The sequence below is a fragment of the Gillisia lutea genome, from assembly GCF_021568705.1.
Classification (GTDB): Bacteria; Bacteroidota; Bacteroidia; order Flavobacteriales; family Flavobacteriaceae; genus Gillisia; species Gillisia lutea.
This window is the reverse complement of sequence record NZ_JAKGTH010000010.1, coordinates 166,146-185,130: the sequence shown is the minus strand read 5'-3', so window position 1 is coordinate 185,130 and position 18,985 is coordinate 166,146. Positions and strand designations below refer to the sequence as shown.

Sequence of the window (18,985 nt, the reverse complement as noted above, 5' to 3'; positions counted from 1 at the left end):
ATTATTTCATGCATCAACAACTATCTGACAGAATTAACAGTATGGCAACTTCACAAACTTTAGCTATGGCAGCTAAAACACGTGAGTTAAAAGAAGAAGGAAAAGACATTATTGGATTAAGTTTGGGAGAGCCAGATTTTAACACCCCAGATTTCATTAAAGACGCCGCCATTCAGGCCATTAATGATAATTATAATTCCTATTCTCCAGTAGATGGATATGTTGAGTTAAAGGATGCCATCATTAAAAAATTTAAAAGAGATAACCACCTAGATTATAATAGATCTCAAATAGTTGTTTCAACCGGAGCAAAACAATCTTTAGCTAATGCCGCTATGGTCTTGTTAAATCCGGGAGACGAAGTATTACTACCTTGTCCTTACTGGGTAAGTTATGCTGAAATCGTAAAACTTGCAGAAGGTGTTCCGGTAGAAGTTCCAACATCGGTTGAAAGCAATTTCAAGATCACACCGGCTCAATTGGAAGCTGCTATAACTCCAAAAACGAAAATGATCTGGTATAGTTCTCCTTGTAACCCAAGTGGCATGGTTTACAGTAAAGAAGAACTACGAGCACTTGCTGATGTACTGGTGAAATACCCTAATATCATTGTAGTGAGCGATGAGATCTACGAGCATATCAATTTTGTTGGAGGTCATGCCTCTATGGCTGAATTTGATGACATGTATGATAGGACCATCACAGTAAATGGAGTTTCGAAAGCTTTCGCAATGACGGGTTGGAGAATTGGATATATAGGTGCTCCAGATTGGATCGCTCGTGCCTGTAATAAAATGCAAGGTCAAATTACCAGTGGTGCCAATTGTATTGCACAGCGCGCTGTTATTACTGCATTAGAAGCTCCGGTAAGTAGTATCAAATTCATGATTGACAAGTTCAAGGAGCGTAGAAAATTAGTTATTTCTTTATTAGATGAAATCGAAGGTTTTAAAACAACAGAACCTGAAGGAGCTTTTTATGTATTTCCTGATGTTTCACATTTCTTTGGAAAAACATTAAAAGGGCATAAAATTAATAATGCTACAGATTTTTCTATGTTCTTATTAGAAGAGGCTCTAGTAGCTACAGTAACGGGAGATGCTTTTGGAAACCCTAATTGTATTAGGCTATCTTATGCTGCAAGTGAAGATCAAATTAAAGAAGCGCTTAAAAGAATTAAGGCTGCAGTTTCTTAGAAAGAACTTCTTTCTTCAAAATATAAAAGCTCCGTTTGAATTATACAAATGGAGCTTTTTTTATTTCTAATAAATCAATTCCATTATCTATTCCTCCAGAAGAATGGAGTTAATAGTATTAGTACGGTAAAAAGTTCTAATCTACCGATAAGCATTAAAAATGAAGACCACCATTTTCCGGCTGCAGGCAATACATCATAATTATTCACCGGCCCTAAAGCTCCTAGCGCAGGTCCAATGTTACCTAAGGAAGATGCAGAACCCCCAATTGCGGTTTCAAAATCCAATCCCATAAATGCAAATACTAAGGCTCCAATGATAAAAGAAAGCATATATAAAATAAAGAAGCCAAGGATATTAAATACGATCTCTTTATTAATAGATTTTCCATTATAGCGAACCGGTAAAATAGCATTAGGGTGTAAGCTTCTTTTAAATTCGGTTATCCCGTTTCTAATTAATATTAGATGCCTCATAACTTTCACTCCTCCTGATGTAGAACCAGCCGATCCTCCTAGAAACATTATCCCGAAGAAAAATACTGTTAAAAAAGGTGTCCACAGCGTATAATCGGCACTTACGAATCCCGTGGTAGTTACTACGGTTAACACCTGAAACAAAGAATGGCGGAAAGCGCTTTCTGCCCGGCCCCAAACCATGGGGTGTGTAATGGAAGAAATTGTAATATCGGCCTGATAATAGATAATTAATGCCGATATAACTGTAAATGATATTATAAAAATGGAATACCATTTAAACTCGTCGTCATGTATCACTTTTTGAATTCTGCCTTTAAAACTAAAGTAGCTTAACACAAAGTTCGATCCGGCAAGGAACATGAAAACGATAATAATGTATTGAATTAAGGGCTGGTCATTCCAATAGGCGACACTTGCATTTTTGGTAGAAAAACCTCCCGTAGAAAGGGTGCTCAATGAATGATTTATAGCATCGAACATGCTCATACCCGCCACTTTTAATAAGATGGTCTCAGCTATGGTATATAAAACATATATTAACCATAATCTTTTGGCTGTATCGGTAATTCTTGGTTTCAGCTTATCGGCACTAGGCCCTGGGGCTTCGGCTGCAAAAAGCTGCATCCCTCCTATTCCCAGTAAAGGTAAAATTGCGATTGCCAGTACAATAATTCCCATTCCCCCTATCCAATGTGTCAAACTTCTCCAGAATAAGATACCTTTTGGTATTGATTCAATATCATTTAAAATGGATGCCCCGGTGGTTGTATATCCGGACATTGTTTCAAAAAAGGCATTGGTAAAACTGGGAATAGCTTCACTTAAAATATATGGCAATGTTCCGCTTAAAGCCATAAAAATCCAACCAAAGGTCACTACAATATAGCCTTCCCTCTTTTTAATCTCTTTTCGGTGTCCTCGTGTGGCAAACATGAGGAGTGTTCCCACAAACATGGTAAGAAGTGAAGCAGTAGAAATTTGCATTGCCACCCCATCATTGTAATACCAGCTTATAATTACTGCAAAAAGCATGAAGCCTCCATTACATAGAAGAAGCAGCCCCATAATATGCAGAATTATTTTATAATTCAATCTTGGCATTACAAAAACAGTTTTTCAACCTTATTAATAGATCTTGGCAAGCAACATACCACTATTCTGTCTCCAGATTTTATCATAAAATCTCCTAATGCAATAAGCCCTTCACCATCTCTTATAATCCCACCTATAATAGCAGAACGGGGAAAATCAAGATCCTTTATTCTTTTATTGCAAACCTGTGATGAAGGTTTCACAATAAACTCTAACAGCTCAGCATTCATATTGTTAAGCTTGGTCATTGCAACCACTTCTCCTTTTCTTATATATCTAAAAATATTATTGGCAGCCAGTAACTTCTTATTGATCAATGTATCTATTCCAATAGAGTGACTTAATTGAAAATAATCCATATTTTCTACCAAAGCTATGGTCTTTTTCACGCTTTTAGATTTTGCTACAAGGCAAGACATGATATTGGTTTCAGAATTTCCGGTAACCGCAATAAATGCATCCATATCATGGATATTCTCTTCTTCCAGAAGTTCTACATTTCTACCATCACTATTAATAACAAGCGTTTTTGGCAGCTCATCGGCTAGATCAAAAGCCTTCTCTCTATCACTCTCTATTAACTTAACATTAAAGTGATTGGAACAAAGATCCTGAGCGGTCTTTTTACCTATTTTACTCCCGCCAAGAATCATGACATTTTTTATAGTTTGCTTAACCTTACCCGTTAATTTGTACAACTCTTCCACACCACGATTGGCGGTAATGAAATACACCTGATCCCCCTCTTTAAATTGGGTATCACCTCTGGGAATTAAGGTATACTGAGTTCCAAAACGTTGGATAGCAATTGGCACAAAGTGAAGTTCGGGAAATATCTTCGCGGCATCTTTCACCGTTTTCCCCACAAAAGTGGCTGTACGCGAAAGATTGAGTCCTATCATAGTTAAGGCGCCATCTTCAAATTCGTACGTATCATTAAAGGCCGATTGGGTAAGTAATAGAGAAATTTCCCTTGCAGCGAGAGCTTCGGGAGAGATCAATTCATCTATTCCAAATTGCACAAACCCAATTTCCTCTTTATTCTCTAAAAATTCGGTGTTAGAAATACGAGCTATCGTACGCTTCGCACCCAGTTGTTTAGCCAATACGCATACAGTAATGTTAGTAGCTTCACTGGAGGTTACTCCAATAACGAGGTCAACGTTTTTAACCTGTGCATCCTTGAGTATTGATATTGATGTGGCATCACCTTTGATCGTTCTGATATCCAAATGGGTATCGGCATAAATCAAATTATCCCGATTATTGTCTATAAGAGTAATATCTTGGGATTCATAGGAAAGTAATTTTGCCAAATGAAAGCCAACTTCACCGGCGCCGGCAATTATTATCTTCATATTAAGCGTCCAATTGTATGAAAAATCAAATGTACGGTATTTTATACAATTGAAATCTTCTCATTCTTCAATAAAAGTGCAATCTTATCAACGCAATTATTCATTATCACTTATCTTTGGACAAATTTTACAAATGGAAAAGAAAATCACTCCTTATAAGGATTCTGAGCTTAATAAAAAGAAGCAGGTAGAACAGATGTTTGATACTATTTCAGGCAATTATGACGGACTTAACCGAGTAATTTCTTTTGGAATAGATATTAAGTGGAGGAACAAAGTGGTAAAACTTGTAGAGCACACTAATCCTGAGACCATATTAGATATTGCCACGGGAACAGGCGATCTGGCAATAAATTTGGCACGTACCGGCGCTAAGGAGATAATTGGTCTGGATATATCTGAAGGTATGCTATCGGTTGGGCGAAAAAAAATTGCCGACAAACACTTATCAGGAAAGATTAAAATGGTACAAGCAGATTCTGAAGCACTTCCTTTTGAAGAAAATTCTTTTGATGCAATAACTGTAGCCTTTGGCGTTAGAAATTTTGAGACCTTAGAAAAGGGATTAACTGAAATTTTCAGAGTTTTGAAACCCGGAGGAATTTTTGTTATTTTGGAAACATCGGTACCTACTAAATTTCCCTACAAACAAGGTTATAAGTTTTATTCAAATGCCTTACTACCATTAATAGGAAAAGCCTTTTCTAAAGATAAAGTAGCTTATTCCTATTTAAGCGAAAGTGCTGCTGCATTTCCATTTGGAGAGAAGTTCAACAATATTTTACGAAAAATTGGGTTTATAAACGTAGAAGATAAACCTCAAACTTTTGGTGTAGCTACCATTTATACTGCTTCTAAAAGATAATATGAAAAAAATTATTGCCACATTCGGGTTATTATTTTGCTTTTTTCAGGGAAATGCCCAATTATTTTCAGGGGAATCCATCATCAACCAAGAAAATTTTGATAAAAAAAGATGGTCTTGGGGTTACTATTTAGGATTTAACACCTATGATCTTGACTTCAATTTAAAAGACTTTAAGCCTACCGGGCCCTTCCAGGACAAAAACTACAATGTTGAAAAAACAATTGGTTTTAACGTTGGATTGGTAGGAAGCTTAAAGCTTAATAACAATCTGGATTTACGCTTAGAACCTGGTGTTAGTTTCAATAAAAGAAATTTTCAATTACTGAAGGCTGATCAGAATACCTTTAGGGAAATAAATTCCACTTACGTCCACATTCCACTTTTGCTAAAGTTCTCAACTGATAGATTAAATAATTTCAGACCTTTTGTGGTTGGAGGAGTTTCAACCTCTCTAAACTTATCAAGCAATGAGAACAATCCAGATGATAATAGTGTGGGACAATTCAGGATGAAAACCAATACCTATTATTATGAAGTTGGATTTGGAATAGACCTCTATCTATACTACTTCAAACTTTCACCTTCAATAAGAGGCGTATTTGCTATTAATGATGAATTGGTACCAGATGACAGTCCTTCCAGTATATATACCGGAAATGTAGATACTATGAAAACCAGGGGAGTTTTTATCAACTTTACATTTCAATAATTTTCCTGGCGCTTAAATTCTCCTAACAATATTGCAGTAGCGGTTGCTACATTTAAGCTTTCAGTAGTATTTGAGTCGCCGTATTGAGGTATGTTGATTTTTTGCGAGACGTATTTACCTACAGACGTTGAAATGCCATTAGCTTCATTTCCCATAATTAGAATTCCCTTCTCTGGCAGTGTAGCGGTATAAATATTCTCTCCTTCCAAATATGCACCCATCACAGGAACCTTCTCCTGCATTTCAAGCACTGCAGACAGGTCTTTATATACTATTTTCACCCTAGTAATACTGCCCATTGTTGCCTGAACCACTTTGGGGTTATAACAATCTACGGTATCTTTAGAGCAAATTAAGGTTTTAATCCCAAACCAGTCGCAAAGCCTTATTATAGTACCTAAATTCCCGGGATCCCTTACTCCATCCAACGCCACAACCAGGTTTTCAATCTCAAGCTTTTCTTCTTCTGGTATTTTAAAAAGAGCTACTGCAGTTTGCGGTGTTTTTAATCGACTTATTTTTTTAAGTTCTGCTTGGTTAATAACAGACGTTCGTGATTTGTTTGAATTAAATATATCCTCCGTGGTAAAAAGACTATCCAATTCAAATTTTGAATCTAAAACTTCCGATATCCCCTTTATTCCCTCAACAACGAAAAGACCAGTTTTTGCCCTGACTTTTTTTTGCTCAAGACTTGTTATTAACTTAATTTGGCTTTTACTAACCATGTGAATAATGTATTTTTGAACTCTTAATTTAGCTTTATTGAAACGCCCACTCGCAAAAATATCGTTATTTATTTTAACCCTAAGCTTTTTAATTTCCTGTAATGCGGTAAAAAGGGTAGAAAATGATCAATTACTTCTTACAGAGAACACTATTTTTCTAAATAACGAAAAGATAAGTGAGCCACGAATTTACAACCAGCTCTACCAGGAACCTAACGCTCGCCTTTTAGGAACTCCTTTAAGATTACACTTTTACAATCTTGCTAAAAAATATCCTGATTCCAGCTTTCAGAAATGGCTTATTAAAAAGCCAAATCGCGAAGATCGATTAAATAATATCTATTCAAAAAAGCAGGTGGTTAAACTTAACGAGGCCTATGTTGATTTCAACAATTGGATCAAGAAAACAGGAGAAGCACCTGTAATTATCGATGAGGAGCTCACAAAAAAATCTGTCAATCGACTAAAAGCATGGTATTTCAATAATGGTTGGTTTAATGTGGAGACCGATTATGAGATAAAAGTTTTGGAAAATAAAAAAAAGAGGGGAGAAATTGAATATTCTGTTATTTCTCATAAGCCTTATATCATGGATTCTATTTTTCAGAGAATAGATTCAAAAGTTATTGACAGCTTATATCAAGTAAATGCCTCCGAGTCTATAATTAAACCCGGTGTTCAGTATAAAACGCTTGATATTAATGCCGAAAGAGATCGATTGACCCGGCTATTTAGAAATAACGGAGTTTACTTTTTCGATCAGGAGTATATAAGCTTCGAAGCAGATACTGTAGATACCAATCATAAAGTGAACACTACCGTAATTATAAATAACAGGCAAGTATCTGAAAATGATGTAAGTGTAAGAGTTCCTTTCAAGATTCACAAGATTAGCAAAGTGAATGTTTTTACAGATTACACTTTTGCAAATAGGTATCAACCAGTACAGGATAGTATTGAATACAATGGATATACTATCTATAGCTTTGATGAATTGGAGTATAAACCAAGGGCTATTACAGACGCCATATTTATAAGGCCCGGAAAGATTTTTAAAGACACCGACAGAACACGAACATACAATAGAATGAGTTCTTTGAGAGTATTTAAATATCCTAACATAGAATACACTCTTGACCCTACCGATACTACAAATACCGATCTTGTCGCTAATATTTTCTTAACCCCTCAACCCAAATATTCCTTAGGTTTTGATTTCGATATTTCCCAGAGCAATATTCAAGACTTCGGAATTGGTTTTGGAGGATCGCTTCTTATTCGAAATGTTTTTAAAGGAGCGGAAAACTTTGAAATTTCAGGAAGAGGAAGTGTTGGATCTTCATCTGATGCCGCCAAAGGAAGCTCTAAAGATAATTTCTTTAATATTTCAGAGATTGGAGCAGACATAAAACTAACCTTTCCAAGGATATTTCTTCCTTTCGATACCGAAAAATTCATACCTAAGTTCATGTCCCCTTTCACCTCCCTTAGTTTGGGAATAAGTACTCAAAATAATATTGGATTGGATAAACAAAACTTAAACGGAATTCTTAACTATAGATGGTCACCTTCCCGCATTGTAGCTAATAAGCTGGATCTTTTAAACATTCAGTATGTAAGAAATTTAAATACCGGTAATTATTTTAATGTTTATAAAAACTCATATAACACCCTAAATAATATAGTACAATCAGGAGAAGTGGTGACCAATCCTAACTATTTAGATGCCGATGGCACTTTAATAATACCTGAAGGGGCTGAAAACTTCATCCAAGATGTAGTTTCAGGAAACACCCAAACTTCAGGACTTACAGCCGATCAAAAGAATGAAATTAACGGTATTAGCGAACGTAAAAACAGGCTTACCGAAAACAACCTTATTTTTGCTTCCAATTTCACCTACACCTCAAACAATAAGGAAAATTTATACGACGAGGATTTTTCTCGCTTCCGATTCAAAGTAGAAACAGCAGGTAATCTACTCTCTGCTGTATCCAGTTTAACGGGCGCCAGCAAAAACGAACAAGGTTCCTATGATGTGGTTGGAGTTAACTTCTCTCAATATGTCAAAACTGAAATAGATTACATAAAACATTGGGACTGGGGACATAAAAACATTCTGGCTATAAGAGGTTTTGGCGGAATTGCAATCCCTTATGGCAATGCCAACAGCATCCCATTCATTAGAAGTTTCTTTGCAGGAGGACCAAACGATAATAGAGCCTGGCAGGCTTACGATCTCGGTCCTGGAAGCAGTGGGGGGCGCAATGAATTTAATGAAGCCAATTTAAAATTGGCTTTCAATGCCGAATACCGCTATAATTTATTCGGTGCTTTGAACAGTGCATTTTTTATAGATATTGGAAATATCTGGAACGTTCTGGATATTGTAGAAGATGAAGCTTCTACTTTTACAAGTTTGGCCGATCTTAAAGATATCGCGATTGGCTCTGGAGCAGGCTTGAGATACGATTTCAATTTCTTTGTACTTAGATTAGATGTAGGGTTTAAAACCTATGATCCCTCGCTACCTTTAGGCGAAAGATGGTTCAAAAACTATAATTTTTCAAATGCTGTCTATAATGTAGGGATCAATTACCCTTTTTAAACAAACAAATTTTATACTTTTGTAAACCTTAATTCCAATTATAAAACGATGAGTCATAATATTAAACCAGGCGTAGCCACAGGAAAAGAAGTTCAAGAAATTTTTAAATATGCTAAAAGCAAAGGTTTTGCTTTGCCTGCGGTTAATGTTATAGGGTCTAGCACTATAAATGCCGTTTTAGAAACCGCTGCCGAACTTAATTCTCCGGTAATTATTCAATTCTCAAACGGAGGTGCACAGTTTAATGCCGGAAAAGGGCTTTCTAATGAAAACCAGAGAGCTGCTATTGCAGGAGGTGTAGCCGGAGCTAAACATATTCACGAATTAGCAAAAGCTTATGGCGTTGCAGTTATTCTTCATACAGACCACTGCGCGAAGAAATTGTTGCCTTGGATAGATGGATTATTAGACGCCAGTGAAAAACATTTCGAGCAATTTGGAAAACCCCTATATAGTTCTCATATGATTGATCTTTCTGAAGAACCTTTAGAAGAGAATATTGAAATATGCAAGACCTATTTAGAGCGTATGAGCAAAATGGGAATGACATTAGAAATAGAGCTGGGAATTACCGGTGGTGAAGAAGACGGTGTAGATAATACTGATGTTGACGATTCTAAACTTTACACGCAGCCAGAAGAAGTTGCCTACGCATATGAAGAATTGAGCAAAGTAAGTGATCAATTCACAATTGCTGCTGCATTTGGGAATGTACACGGTGTTTACAAACCCGGAAACGTAAAACTTACTCCCAAAATCCTTAAAAATTCACAAGAATACATCACTAAAAAATATAACGTAGAGGAAAATCACATCGACTTTGTATTTCATGGTGGTAGTGGGTCTACTGTTGAAGAAATTAGAGAAGCAATTGGATACGGGGTTATCAAAATGAACATAGACACCGATCTTCAGTATGCATTTACTGAAGGAATTCGTGATTACATGGGCAGTAAAGTAGATTATCTAAAAGCTCAAATAGGAAATCCTGAAGGAGCCGATTCTCCAAATAAGAAATATTACGATCCAAGAGTATGGTTGCGCGAAGGAGAGTTAACTTTTAAAGCCAGATTAAAAAAGGCTTTTGAAGACTTAAACAACGTAAATACTCTTTAAAAAATATCTTAAGAAGATAGCCTCTAATGGCTATCTTCTTTAATTACAACTATTATTTATGGCTTGGTTTAAAAGAACACAAAAAGGTATTCAAACTCCTACTGAACAGAAAAAAGATGTACCTAAAGGATTATGGTACAAATCTCCAACAGGGAAGATTATAGACGCAGAACAGCTGGAGAACAATTTTTATGTAAGCCCGGAAGATGGATACCATGTACGTATAGGAAGTGTAGAGTATTTTAAAATTCTTTTTGACGACAATAAATTCAAAGAACTGGATAAGAACATCTCATCTAAAGATCCTTTGAATTTTGAAGACACCAAGAAATATACCGACAGGCTGAAAGCTGCTCAGGAAAAAACAGGTCTTACCGACGCTGTTCGTACAGCGGTAGGAAAGTCTAAAGGAAAAGATCTGGTTATTGCCTGTATGGATTTCAAATTTATTGGTGGCTCTATGGGATCTGTTGTTGGTGAAAAAATTGCCCGCGCTGCAGATTATTCACTAAAGCACAATATTCCTTTAGTAATAATTTCAAAGTCTGGAGGAGCAAGAATGATGGAAGCTGCGCTTTCTTTAATGCAACTAGCCAAGACCTCTGCAAAGTTAGCTCAACTCGCAGATGCCAAAATACCATATATTTCACTTTGCACCGATCCTACCACAGGTGGAACAACAGCATCTTTCGCAATGCTTGGAGATATAAACATTTCTGAACCGGGAGCACTAATCGGGTTTGCGGGACCAAGAGTGGTTAAAGATACTACAGGGCAAGATCTCCCTAAAGATTTCCAGACAGCTGAATTTTTAAAGGAGCATGGTTTTCTGGATTTTATTACCCCAAGATCAGAATTAAAAGACAAGATCAACCTTTACTTAGACCTTATTCTTAATCAGCCGGTTAGATAAAATTCGGTCGCTTAGAGAGTTATAGCAATAAAAGTAAATATTCAATATACATTTATCAAAAATATAGTATATTTGCGGCTTGACAGAAAAGCTGTCAATACATAAAAATCATTAAAATTAATATTGGAATGTATTTATCTATTGAAGAAAAACAAGAGTTATTTGCAAAGCATGGGAAAGGTAAGAATGATACCGGATCAGCTGAAGGGCAAATAGCATTATTTACTCACCGTATCTCACACCTTTCGGAGCACTTGAAAAAGAACCGTAAAGATTATAATACTGAAAGATCTTTAGTATTATTGGTAGGTAAAAGAAGAAGTCTTCTTGATTATTTGATGAAAAAGGATATTATGAGATATCGTGCTATCGTTAAAGAATTACAATTAAGAAAATAATTTCAAGGGGCGTTTATTCGCCCCTTTTTTAGTTTTTTGTCATTTTGTTTTTAGTGAATTATTTCATTCATTATCATTAAATTAGAGCAACATTCTGGGTACATATAACTACACGGAATTCCAGAATAATTTTTCATTGGTCACGCAACAACTACACAACAACACAACTTGTTCGTCATAAGACGAAGACCATTGTATAACACAATTCGCATAGCCGCGAATAAGAATCAAAACACACAGTATGATACCAAAAGTTTTTAAAGAGGTAATCGATCTTGGAGATGGAAGAGAGATCTCTATCGAGACCGGAAAATTAGCAAAACAAGCACACGGTTCGGTAGTAGTAAAAATGGGTAACGCAATGTTACTTTGTACCGTAGTATCTTCTCACACTCCAACCACAATGGATTTTTTCCCGTTAACATTAGATTATCGTGAAAAATTTGCCGCTGCAGGTCGATATCCAGGTGGTTTCTTTAAGAGAGAAGCCAGACCTAGCAATGAAGAAATTTTGGTAATGCGTTTAGTTGACCGCGTATTAAGACCACTTTTCCCTTCAGATTATAAATTTGAAACCCAGGTAATGATCCAGCTTATGTCTCACGATGATGACGTAATGCCAGATGCATTAGCAGGATTGGCAGCCTCGGCCGCTATACAACTTTCAGACATCCCTTTTGAAACTCCAATTTCAGAAGCACGTGTAGCTAGAATTGATGGAGAATTCGTTATTAACCCTAGCCGTACCGATTTAGCAAAAGCCGATATCGACATGATTGTAGGTGCTTCTGCAGATTCAGTAATGATGGTAGAAGGTGAAATGCACGAGTGTAGCGAGGAGGAAATGGCTGAAGCTATTAAATTTGCACACGAAGCAATTAAAGTTCAAATTGATGCACAAGTTCGCTTAGCTGAGGCTTTTGGTAAGAAAACCCCACGTGACTACGAGCCTGAGAAAAAAGACGAGTCTATTAAAGACCGTATAAATGAAGCGGTATATCAAAAGATATACGACATTGCAAAACAGGCACTTCCAAAGCATGACCGTGCAGATGCATTCTCATCTCTTAAAGAAGAAGTTAAAACTCTCTTTTCAGAAGAAGAATTAGAAGAACATGGTGGCTTAATCTCTAAGTATTTTAAAGAAGTTCATAAAACTGCTGTTAGAGACCTTACCCTTAAAGAAGGAATTCGTTTGGATGGTAGAAAAACTGATGAAATTCGACCTATTTGGAGTGAAATTGATTACCTACCATCTACACATGGTTCGGCTATCTTTACTCGTGGGGAAACTCAAGCTTTAGCTACAGTTACCTTAGGAACATCAAGACAGGCAAATCAAGTAGATCTTCCAACCTACCAAGGTGAAGAAACTTTTTACTTGCATTATAACTTCCCACCTTTCTCTACAGGAGATGCTTACCCTTTAAGAGGAACATCAAGACGTGAGATTGGACATGGAAACTTAGCACAACGTGCTTTAAAGAATATGATTCCTACAGACTGTCCTTATACAGTACGTGTGGTATCGGAAGTGTTAGAATCTAACGGTTCTTCTTCTATGGCTACAGTATGTGCAGGAACAATGGCACTTATGGATGCAGGAGTTAAGTTGAAAAAGCCAGTTTCTGGAATTGCAATGGGATTGATTTCTCAAGGTGAAGACTATGCTGTTCTTTCTGATATTTTAGGTGATGAAGATGCTTTAGGAGACATGGACTTTAAAGTAACAGGTACTGCTGATGGAATTACAGCTTGCCAGATGGATATTAAAGTAAAAGGTCTTTCTTACGAGATTCTTGTTAATGCACTTAAACAAGCTCGTGAAGGGCGTCTACATATTTTAGGAAAAATTCATGAAGCTATTGCAGAGCCAAAAGCAGCTGTAAAAGCACATGCTCCTAAAATGGTAACAGTAACTATTCCTCAAGACTTTATTGGAGCCTTGATTGGACCGGGAGGAAAAGTGATTCAGGAACTTCAAAAAACTACAGGAACTGAAATTGTTATTAATGAAGTTGATGAGCAAGGTGTGGTAGAAATTCTTGGAACCGATCAGGAGGGAATTGATGCAGTACTTAGAAAAATTGACTCTATTACCTTTAAACCTGAAAAAGGAAGCGTTTACGAAGTAAAAGTGATTAAAGTTCTTGACTTTGGAGCTGTTGTAGAGTATGTTGATGCTCCAGGTAACGAAGTTCTGTTACACATTTCTGAATTGGCATGGGAACGTACCGATAATGTAACTGATATAGTTAATATTGGAGATGTGATAGATGTTAAATATTTTGGAGTAGATCCAAAAACCAGAAAAGAAAAAGTTTCAAGAAAAGCTTTATTAGAAAAACCGGAAGGTTATGTGGCAAGACCACCACGTGACGATAAAGGTCGTGATAATAGAGGATCTCGTGATAATAGAGGTCGTGATGACAGAAAACCAAGAGAGAACAGAAACTAAAGTTTCATTTCAATCTTTAATTTATTTAAAAGAGGCAAACTTAATAGTTTGCCTCTTTTTTTTATATCATAAGCATTATTTTGCTTTAGGGATAGTAGCGAAAAGCCCACAGCGACTGGAAGGAGCGAGGACTTCTAGCGAATAGCCCGACCCGAAGGGAAAAGCCCTAAAAAAAATTATCAACAAGTTTGTAACATTTTGCGAACTCTCTACGTATAATAACTACAAGAGCTATTCACAATAAAATTCCAAGGAGAAGATAGATGAGACAACTTAAGATTACGAAGCAGGTTACAAATCGTGAAACTGCATCGCTAGATAAGTATTTGCAAGAAATAGGAAAAGTTGACCTGATTACTGCCGATGAAGAGGTGGAATTGGCACAACGAATTAAAGCCGGTGATGACCGTGCATTGGAAAAATTAACAAAGGCCAATTTACGTTTTGTAGTATCTGTGGCTAAACAATATCAAAATCAGGGGTTAACACTTCCTGATCTTATTAACGAAGGAAACTTAGGATTGATTAAAGCAGCGAAACGTTTTGATGAAACACGTGGTTTTAAATTTATTTCCTATGCGGTATGGTGGATTCGTCAGTCTATACTTCAGGCATTAGCTGAGCAATCTCGTATTGTGCGTTTGCCATTGAACAAGATTGGATCTATTAACAAGATTAATAAAACATTTGCTTTTCTTGAGCAATCTCATGAGCGCCCACCAAGTGCTGAAGAGATCGCCAAAGAATTAGATATGACTATTAACGACGTTAAAGAGTCTATGAAGAACTCCGGGCGTCACGTATCTATGGATGCGCCGTTGGTAGAAGGAGAAGATTCTAATCTTTATGACGTATTACGTTCTGGAGAATCTCCAAATCCTGACAGAGAATTATTACATGAATCTTTAAGAACCGAAATAGAAAGAGCCCTAGAAACATTAACTCCACGAGAAGCAGATGTTATAAGATTGTATTTTGGATTGGGAGATCAACATCCAATGACTTTGGAAGAAATAGGAGAAACCTTCGATCTTACCAGAGAGCGTGTTCGCCAGATAAAAGAAAAAGCTATTAGAAGATTGAAACATACTTCTAGAAGTAAAATATTGAAAACATACCTGGGATAAATTACCAGGTAAAGATGACAACAGTACATCTTCAATAATTTTTATTGAAGAATAACTGTTCGTTTTTTGATTGATGAATGACCCCGGAGTGATGACCGGGGTTTTTTCATTTCTATAAACCACTATTTTAAGAAAATTATAATACTCTCATCGATGAATAAGGGCTCTTAACCATTATAATTTATCTATTTTTAAGTTTACTTAACCTAACATTAAATTTTATATGCGTTTTGCCATTAGTTATGTAAGCACCGTAGATAGGGAGCTTAATGAAAAAGAAATCATTGAAGTATTGGATTGGAGCAAAAATTGGAACAACAGTCATAATATTACCGGTCTATTACTTTATTCAGAAGGAAACTTCTTTCAGGTGATTGAAGGAGAAAAAGAAGATATTAAGTCATTATTTGAAAGAATAAAACAAGATTCAAGACACCATAACATTATCAAAATATTTGAAAGAGAAATACATAAAGAGGCTTTCGACGGGTATATTTCTGATTTCATATCAGAAAACACTCAATACAAAAGGAAAACTGTTGAAAATTACATAAATCATATCAAAGTATTGGACGAAAGCACTCAAAAAGCGGTCATTAATATCCTGGGGCATTTTATAGATAACAACTGCTAAGTTTATTCTTTCTATTTTTGCACTTCACAATCACGACACAACATTTATGACACCTAAACTTATTGCCCCCTCGGTTTTAGCCGCCGATTTTGCCAATCTTCAAAGAGATCTTGAAATGATTAACTCCAGTGAAGCCGATTGGTTTCATATAGATATTATGGACGGAGTATTTGTACCTAACATTTCATTTGGAATGCCGGTATTAAAAGCTATAAATGAACATGCAAAAAAAACCATAGATGTACATTTAATGATCGTGGATCCTGATAGATATATCAAGGAATTTGCAACTTTAGGCGCGAACATCTTAACCGTACATTACGAGGCCTGCCCTCATTTACACCGTACCCTGCAGGCAATTAAAGCGGAAGGTATGAAAGCCGGGGTAGCAATTAATCCGCATACAAATGTAGAATTATTGAAAGATATCATTCAGGATATCGACCTAGTATGTGTAATGAGTGTTAACCCTGGTTTTGGCGGACAAAGCTTTATAGAAAATACTTATTCAAAAGTTCAGAGATTAAAAGAAATGATAGTAACCCATAATGCTCCTACCCTCATTGAAATTGATGGAGGAGTTACAGATAAGAATGCTTCTCAATTGATAAATGCTGGAGCAGATGTACTGGTAGCAGGTAGCTATGTCTTTAAATCTGAAGACCCATTAAAAACTATAAAAGGACTTAAAGAAATTGCAAATTCATAATTCTCAGTACGATCTTATTATTATTGGGGGCGGGCCAATTGGTATTGCCGTTGGCCTGGAAGCTCAAAAAAACAATCTCTCTTATCTTATTATAGAGAAAGGATGTCTTGTTAATTCCATATATAATTACCCCAGTAATATGTCGTTCTTTTCAACCTCAGAAAAGCTGGAGCTGGATAATATTCCATTTATAAGCACCAATCCGAAGCCAAAAAAAGCCGAGGCTCTTGAGTATTATAGAAGAATAGCCACCTCAAATAACCTTAATATCAATTTATTTGAAATGGTTACCGGTGTAAATTCGGAAGATGAAGAGAAACATGTGGTGAGCACGAATAAAACCACCTATACCGCTAATAATATAGTAATAGCAACCGGTTTCTATGACATACCCAATTACCTAAATATTCCCGGCGAGCAGTTACCTAAAGTAGCACATTACTACAATGACCCTCATTACTATGCCACTCAAAAAACTATAGTTGTTGGAGCGAGCAATTCAGCAGTTGATGCTGCTCTGGAAATTTACAGAAAAGGAGGTGATGTTACTATGATAGTTCGCAAACCGGAAATTGGAGAGAGAGTAAAATACTGGGTACGTCCGGATATAGATAACAGAATTAAAGAAGGTAGCATTAATGCTTATTTTAATGCCAGCCTAATAGAAATAAAGGAAAAAGAAGTTGTTATTGCTACTCCTGAAGGGAATAAAAGTATAGAAAACGATTTTGTATTACTATTAACCGGCTATCGTCCTAATTTTGATTTCCTTAAAAAAATAGGTATCAGGTTATCTATAGACGGCAAGCAAATTCCTAGTTATAATGATGAAACTATGGAAACCAATATTAGCGGCATTTATTTAGCCGGGGTAGTATGCGGCGGTATGGAAACCCATAAATGGTTTATAGAAAATTCCCGAGTCCATGCCAATATGATTGTTTCCAGTATACTGAAAAAACAAAAAAAGACCGTGTAAAATCACAGTCTTTTTTTGTTTAGAAGGCAAATCATTTAAGCGAAAGGCTCATAATTACGAGGCTCATGCTGAACGGTTACCCACTGCAAACGAGTAAATTCTTCAAGAATAAAATCTCCATTAAAACGACCTAATCCCGATCCTTTTTCTCCTCCAAAGGGAGCATTCGGTTCGTCGTTTACAGTTTGATCGTTTATATGTATCATACCTGTCTCAACCTTTTTAGCAAAGGCAAGACCTTTTTCAACATTTCTGGTAAATAGCGCCCCGCTCAGTCCAAAATCCACAGAATTTGCGATTTCCAAGGCTTCCTCTTCATCACTAAATCTTATAATCGGTGCAACAGGACCAAAGATCTCATTTTTTGCAATAGCCATATCGTTGCTTACATTATCGAGCACCGTTGGCTCCAAAACATTTCCTTTATTCTTACCCCCTACTTTTATTACAGCTCCAGCAGCTGTACTTTCCTTTATATCCTTCAGAATTCGTTCTACCTGGTCATGATCAATTAATGGTCCTATCAAATTTTTCTTATCGGCTGGATCACCAAATTTCAATTCTTTAACTTTAGACACAAATTTTTCAACGAACTCATCACCAATTTTCTCATGTACCAACACTCTATTAATGGACATACAAATTTGACCTTGATGCATGAATTTCCCGAAGACAGCAGCATTCACCGCCTGATCAATATCGGCATCCTCCATAACAATGAAGACGTTGTTACCACCAAGCTCTAACGCAACTTTTTTAATAGCTTCTCCGGCAATTTTACCAATATTACGTCCAACCGGTGTTGAACCTGTGAAGGAGATCAGTTTAGGAATAGAATTCTGCACGAAATAATCGCCAATTTCTGAACCTCTACCTACAACCACATTAAAAACTCCTTTTGGCAACCCTGCTTCTTCAAATATTTTTGCAGCTAGTACCGCTCCAGTTACAGGCGTTTGTGAGGAAGGTTTAAGTACAATTGTATTTCCTGTGGCCAAAGCAGGTGCTATGGAACGCATGGAGAGGTTTAGTGGGAAGTTCCAAGGGCTTATTATTCCTATTACCCCTAATGGTTTTCTATAAGCTCTACTCTCCTTACCAGGTGTTAAAGAGTCAAATATAAACCCGTGAGTCCTGGTTGGAAACGATGCGGACTCTCTCATTATCCCAAGAGTGATTTGTACTTCAACCTCAGCTTTTACGATACTACTTCCCGCTTCCTTAACCAGCCAAGCGATAATTTCTTCTTTCCTGGCTTCTATAATAGAAATAGCTTTATTAATTATTTCTATTCGTTCTTTGGGAAGTGAATTCCCCCAAGTTTCGGCCGACTTTTTCGCTGAGTTATAAGCATCGTCTACATCCTTTTTGCTCGCACCTTTGTAAGAATTAATAGGCGACTCATCAAAAGGGTTAATATTTTCGATGACCGAATCATCACTCCCATCAACCCATTTTCCTGCAATATATTGTTTGTTTAGATCTTTGTACTTTGTCATTTTTTATTTTTGAAATTATACAAAACCTGTGATAATTGCAGTTAAGGAAGTGGTAAATAAAAAAAGGCGATTTAACAAGTGTTGAATCGCCTTAAAAATTAAACTCCATTATTT

At 36.4% G+C, this 18,985-nt stretch carries 16 protein-coding genes; 12 read left to right on the top strand and 4 right to left on the bottom strand.

What is annotated here, in order from left to right; all coding sequences use genetic code 11:
• Positions 1–8: 8 nt before the first annotated feature.
• A complete protein-coding gene (locus L1I30_RS11905; RefSeq protein ID WP_236134517.1) occupies positions 9–1,196 on the top strand; it encodes a pyridoxal phosphate-dependent aminotransferase in 1,188 nt (395 codons plus the stop codon).
• 83 nt (positions 1,197–1,279) lie between these two features.
• Here the strand turns inward: L1I30_RS11905 and L1I30_RS11900 are convergent, their stop codons facing one another.
• Both L1I30_RS11900 and trkA read right to left on the bottom strand, forming a co-directional pair.
• Positions 1,280–2,776 carry a TrkH family potassium uptake protein gene (locus L1I30_RS11900; protein ID WP_236134516.1) on the bottom strand — a complete coding sequence of 499 codons (1,497 nt, stop codon included), beginning with the start codon at positions 2,774–2,776 and terminating at the stop codon, positions 1,280–1,282.
• Complete coding sequence (gene trkA, locus L1I30_RS11895) at positions 2,776–4,125, bottom strand: Trk system potassium transporter TrkA (protein WP_236134515.1); 1,350 nt, start codon at positions 4,123–4,125, stop codon at positions 2,776–2,778. The genes L1I30_RS11900 and trkA overlap by 1 nt, the downstream gene beginning before the upstream one ends.
• A 133-nt stretch (positions 4,126–4,258) precedes the next feature.
• Between trkA and ubiE the strand changes: the two genes are divergently transcribed.
• Positions 4,259–4,990, top strand: coding sequence for a bifunctional demethylmenaquinone methyltransferase/2-methoxy-6-polyprenyl-1,4-benzoquinol methylase UbiE (gene ubiE / locus L1I30_RS11890; protein ID WP_236134514.1), 732 nt, complete (start codon positions 4,259–4,261; stop codon positions 4,988–4,990).
• Between the two features lies 1 nt (position 4,991).
• Positions 4,992–5,702, top strand: a complete 711-nt coding sequence (porT, locus tag L1I30_RS11885) for a type IX secretion/gliding motility protein PorT/SprT (protein ID WP_236134513.1) — start codon at positions 4,992–4,994, stop codon at positions 5,700–5,702.
• On the opposite strand, the gene L1I30_RS11880 is transcribed toward porT, so the two are convergent.
• The gene (locus tag L1I30_RS11880) at positions 5,696–6,430 is read right to left on the bottom strand and encodes a TrmH family RNA methyltransferase (RefSeq protein WP_236134512.1); all 735 of its coding nucleotides are present in this window, start codon (positions 6,428–6,430) and stop codon (positions 5,696–5,698) included. The genes porT and L1I30_RS11880 overlap by 7 nt on opposite strands.
• Positions 6,431–6,467: 37 nt before the next feature.
• Between L1I30_RS11880 and tamL the strand changes: the two genes are divergently transcribed.
• The 9 genes from tamL (at position 6,468) to L1I30_RS11835 (ending at position 17,372) form a co-directional block, all read left to right on the top strand.
• The gene (gene tamL, locus L1I30_RS11875; RefSeq protein ID WP_236134511.1) at positions 6,468–9,038 is read left to right on the top strand and encodes a translocation and assembly module lipoprotein TamL; all 2,571 of its coding nucleotides are present in this window, start codon (positions 6,468–6,470) and stop codon (positions 9,036–9,038) included.
• 48 nt (positions 9,039–9,086) lie between these two features.
• Positions 9,087–10,154, top strand: a complete 1,068-nt coding sequence (gene fbaA / locus L1I30_RS11870) for a class II fructose-bisphosphate aldolase (protein ID WP_236134510.1) — start codon at positions 9,087–9,089, stop codon at positions 10,152–10,154.
• 58 nt (positions 10,155–10,212) lie between these two features.
• Positions 10,213–11,067, top strand: coding sequence for an acetyl-CoA carboxylase, carboxyltransferase subunit beta (accD, locus tag L1I30_RS11865; protein ID WP_236134509.1), 855 nt, complete (start codon positions 10,213–10,215; stop codon positions 11,065–11,067).
• Between the two features lie 128 nt (positions 11,068–11,195).
• On the top strand, positions 11,196–11,465 hold the full coding sequence (gene rpsO, locus L1I30_RS11860) for a 30S ribosomal protein S15 (RefSeq protein ID WP_236134508.1): 270 nt from the start codon (positions 11,196–11,198) through the stop codon (positions 11,463–11,465).
• Positions 11,466–11,706: 241 nt separating this feature from the next.
• Positions 11,707–13,923 carry a polyribonucleotide nucleotidyltransferase gene (locus L1I30_RS11855; RefSeq protein ID WP_236134507.1) on the top strand — a complete coding sequence of 739 codons (2,217 nt, stop codon included), beginning with the start codon at positions 11,707–11,709 and terminating at the stop codon, positions 13,921–13,923.
• 263 nt (positions 13,924–14,186) lie between these two features.
• Positions 14,187–15,050 (top strand): sigma-70 family RNA polymerase sigma factor, encoded by an 864-nt coding sequence (locus L1I30_RS11850; protein ID WP_029035204.1) that lies wholly within the window; start codon positions 14,187–14,189, stop codon positions 15,048–15,050.
• Between the two features lie 223 nt (positions 15,051–15,273).
• Positions 15,274–15,684 carry a BLUF domain-containing protein gene (locus L1I30_RS11845; RefSeq protein WP_236134506.1) on the top strand — a complete coding sequence of 137 codons (411 nt, stop codon included), beginning with the start codon at positions 15,274–15,276 and terminating at the stop codon, positions 15,682–15,684.
• Between the two features lie 46 nt (positions 15,685–15,730).
• Positions 15,731–16,393 carry a ribulose-phosphate 3-epimerase gene (gene rpe, locus L1I30_RS11840; protein ID WP_236134505.1) on the top strand — a complete coding sequence of 221 codons (663 nt, stop codon included), beginning with the start codon at positions 15,731–15,733 and terminating at the stop codon, positions 16,391–16,393.
• Positions 16,380–17,372: a YpdA family putative bacillithiol disulfide reductase gene (locus L1I30_RS11835; protein WP_236134504.1), complete on the top strand. Its 993-nt coding sequence runs from the start codon at positions 16,380–16,382 to the stop codon at positions 17,370–17,372. The genes rpe and L1I30_RS11835 overlap by 14 nt, the downstream gene beginning before the upstream one ends.
• A gap of 35 nt (positions 17,373–17,407) precedes the next feature.
• Here L1I30_RS11835 and L1I30_RS11830 read toward each other — a convergent pair whose 3' ends face one another.
• A complete protein-coding gene (locus L1I30_RS11830) occupies positions 17,408–18,871 on the bottom strand; it encodes an aldehyde dehydrogenase family protein (RefSeq protein ID WP_236134503.1) in 1,464 nt (487 codons plus the stop codon).
• Between the last annotated feature and the right edge of the window lie 114 nt (positions 18,872–18,985).

Coding starts and splice junctions, on each gene's coding strand:
- L1I30_RS11880 (WP_236134512.1), bottom strand. CDS start 6,430: ATGGTTAGTAAAAGCCAAATTAAGTTAATAACAAGTCTTGAGCAAAAA.
- rpsO (WP_236134508.1), top strand. CDS start 11,196: ATGTATTTATCTATTGAAGAAAAACAAGAGTTATTTGCAAAGCATGGG.
- rpe (WP_236134505.1), top strand. CDS start 15,731: ATGACACCTAAACTTATTGCCCCCTCGGTTTTAGCCGCCGATTTTGCC.
- L1I30_RS11850 (WP_029035204.1), top strand. CDS start 14,187: ATGAGACAACTTAAGATTACGAAGCAGGTTACAAATCGTGAAACTGCA.
- porT (WP_236134513.1), top strand. CDS start 4,992: ATGAAAAAAATTATTGCCACATTCGGGTTATTATTTTGCTTTTTTCAG.
- accD (WP_236134509.1), top strand. CDS start 10,213: ATGGCTTGGTTTAAAAGAACACAAAAAGGTATTCAAACTCCTACTGAA.
- L1I30_RS11855 (WP_236134507.1), top strand. CDS start 11,707: ATGATACCAAAAGTTTTTAAAGAGGTAATCGATCTTGGAGATGGAAGA.
- L1I30_RS11845 (WP_236134506.1), top strand. CDS start 15,274: ATGCGTTTTGCCATTAGTTATGTAAGCACCGTAGATAGGGAGCTTAAT.
- L1I30_RS11830 (WP_236134503.1), bottom strand. CDS start 18,871: ATGACAAAGTACAAAGATCTAAACAAACAATATATTGCAGGAAAATGG.
- ubiE (WP_236134514.1), top strand. CDS start 4,259: ATGGAAAAGAAAATCACTCCTTATAAGGATTCTGAGCTTAATAAAAAG.
- trkA (WP_236134515.1), bottom strand. CDS start 4,125: ATGAAGATAATAATTGCCGGCGCCGGTGAAGTTGGCTTTCATTTGGCA.
- L1I30_RS11900 (WP_236134516.1), bottom strand. CDS start 2,776: ATGCCAAGATTGAATTATAAAATAATTCTGCATATTATGGGGCTGCTT.
- fbaA (WP_236134510.1), top strand. CDS start 9,087: ATGAGTCATAATATTAAACCAGGCGTAGCCACAGGAAAAGAAGTTCAA.
- L1I30_RS11905 (WP_236134517.1), top strand. CDS start 9: ATGCATCAACAACTATCTGACAGAATTAACAGTATGGCAACTTCACAA.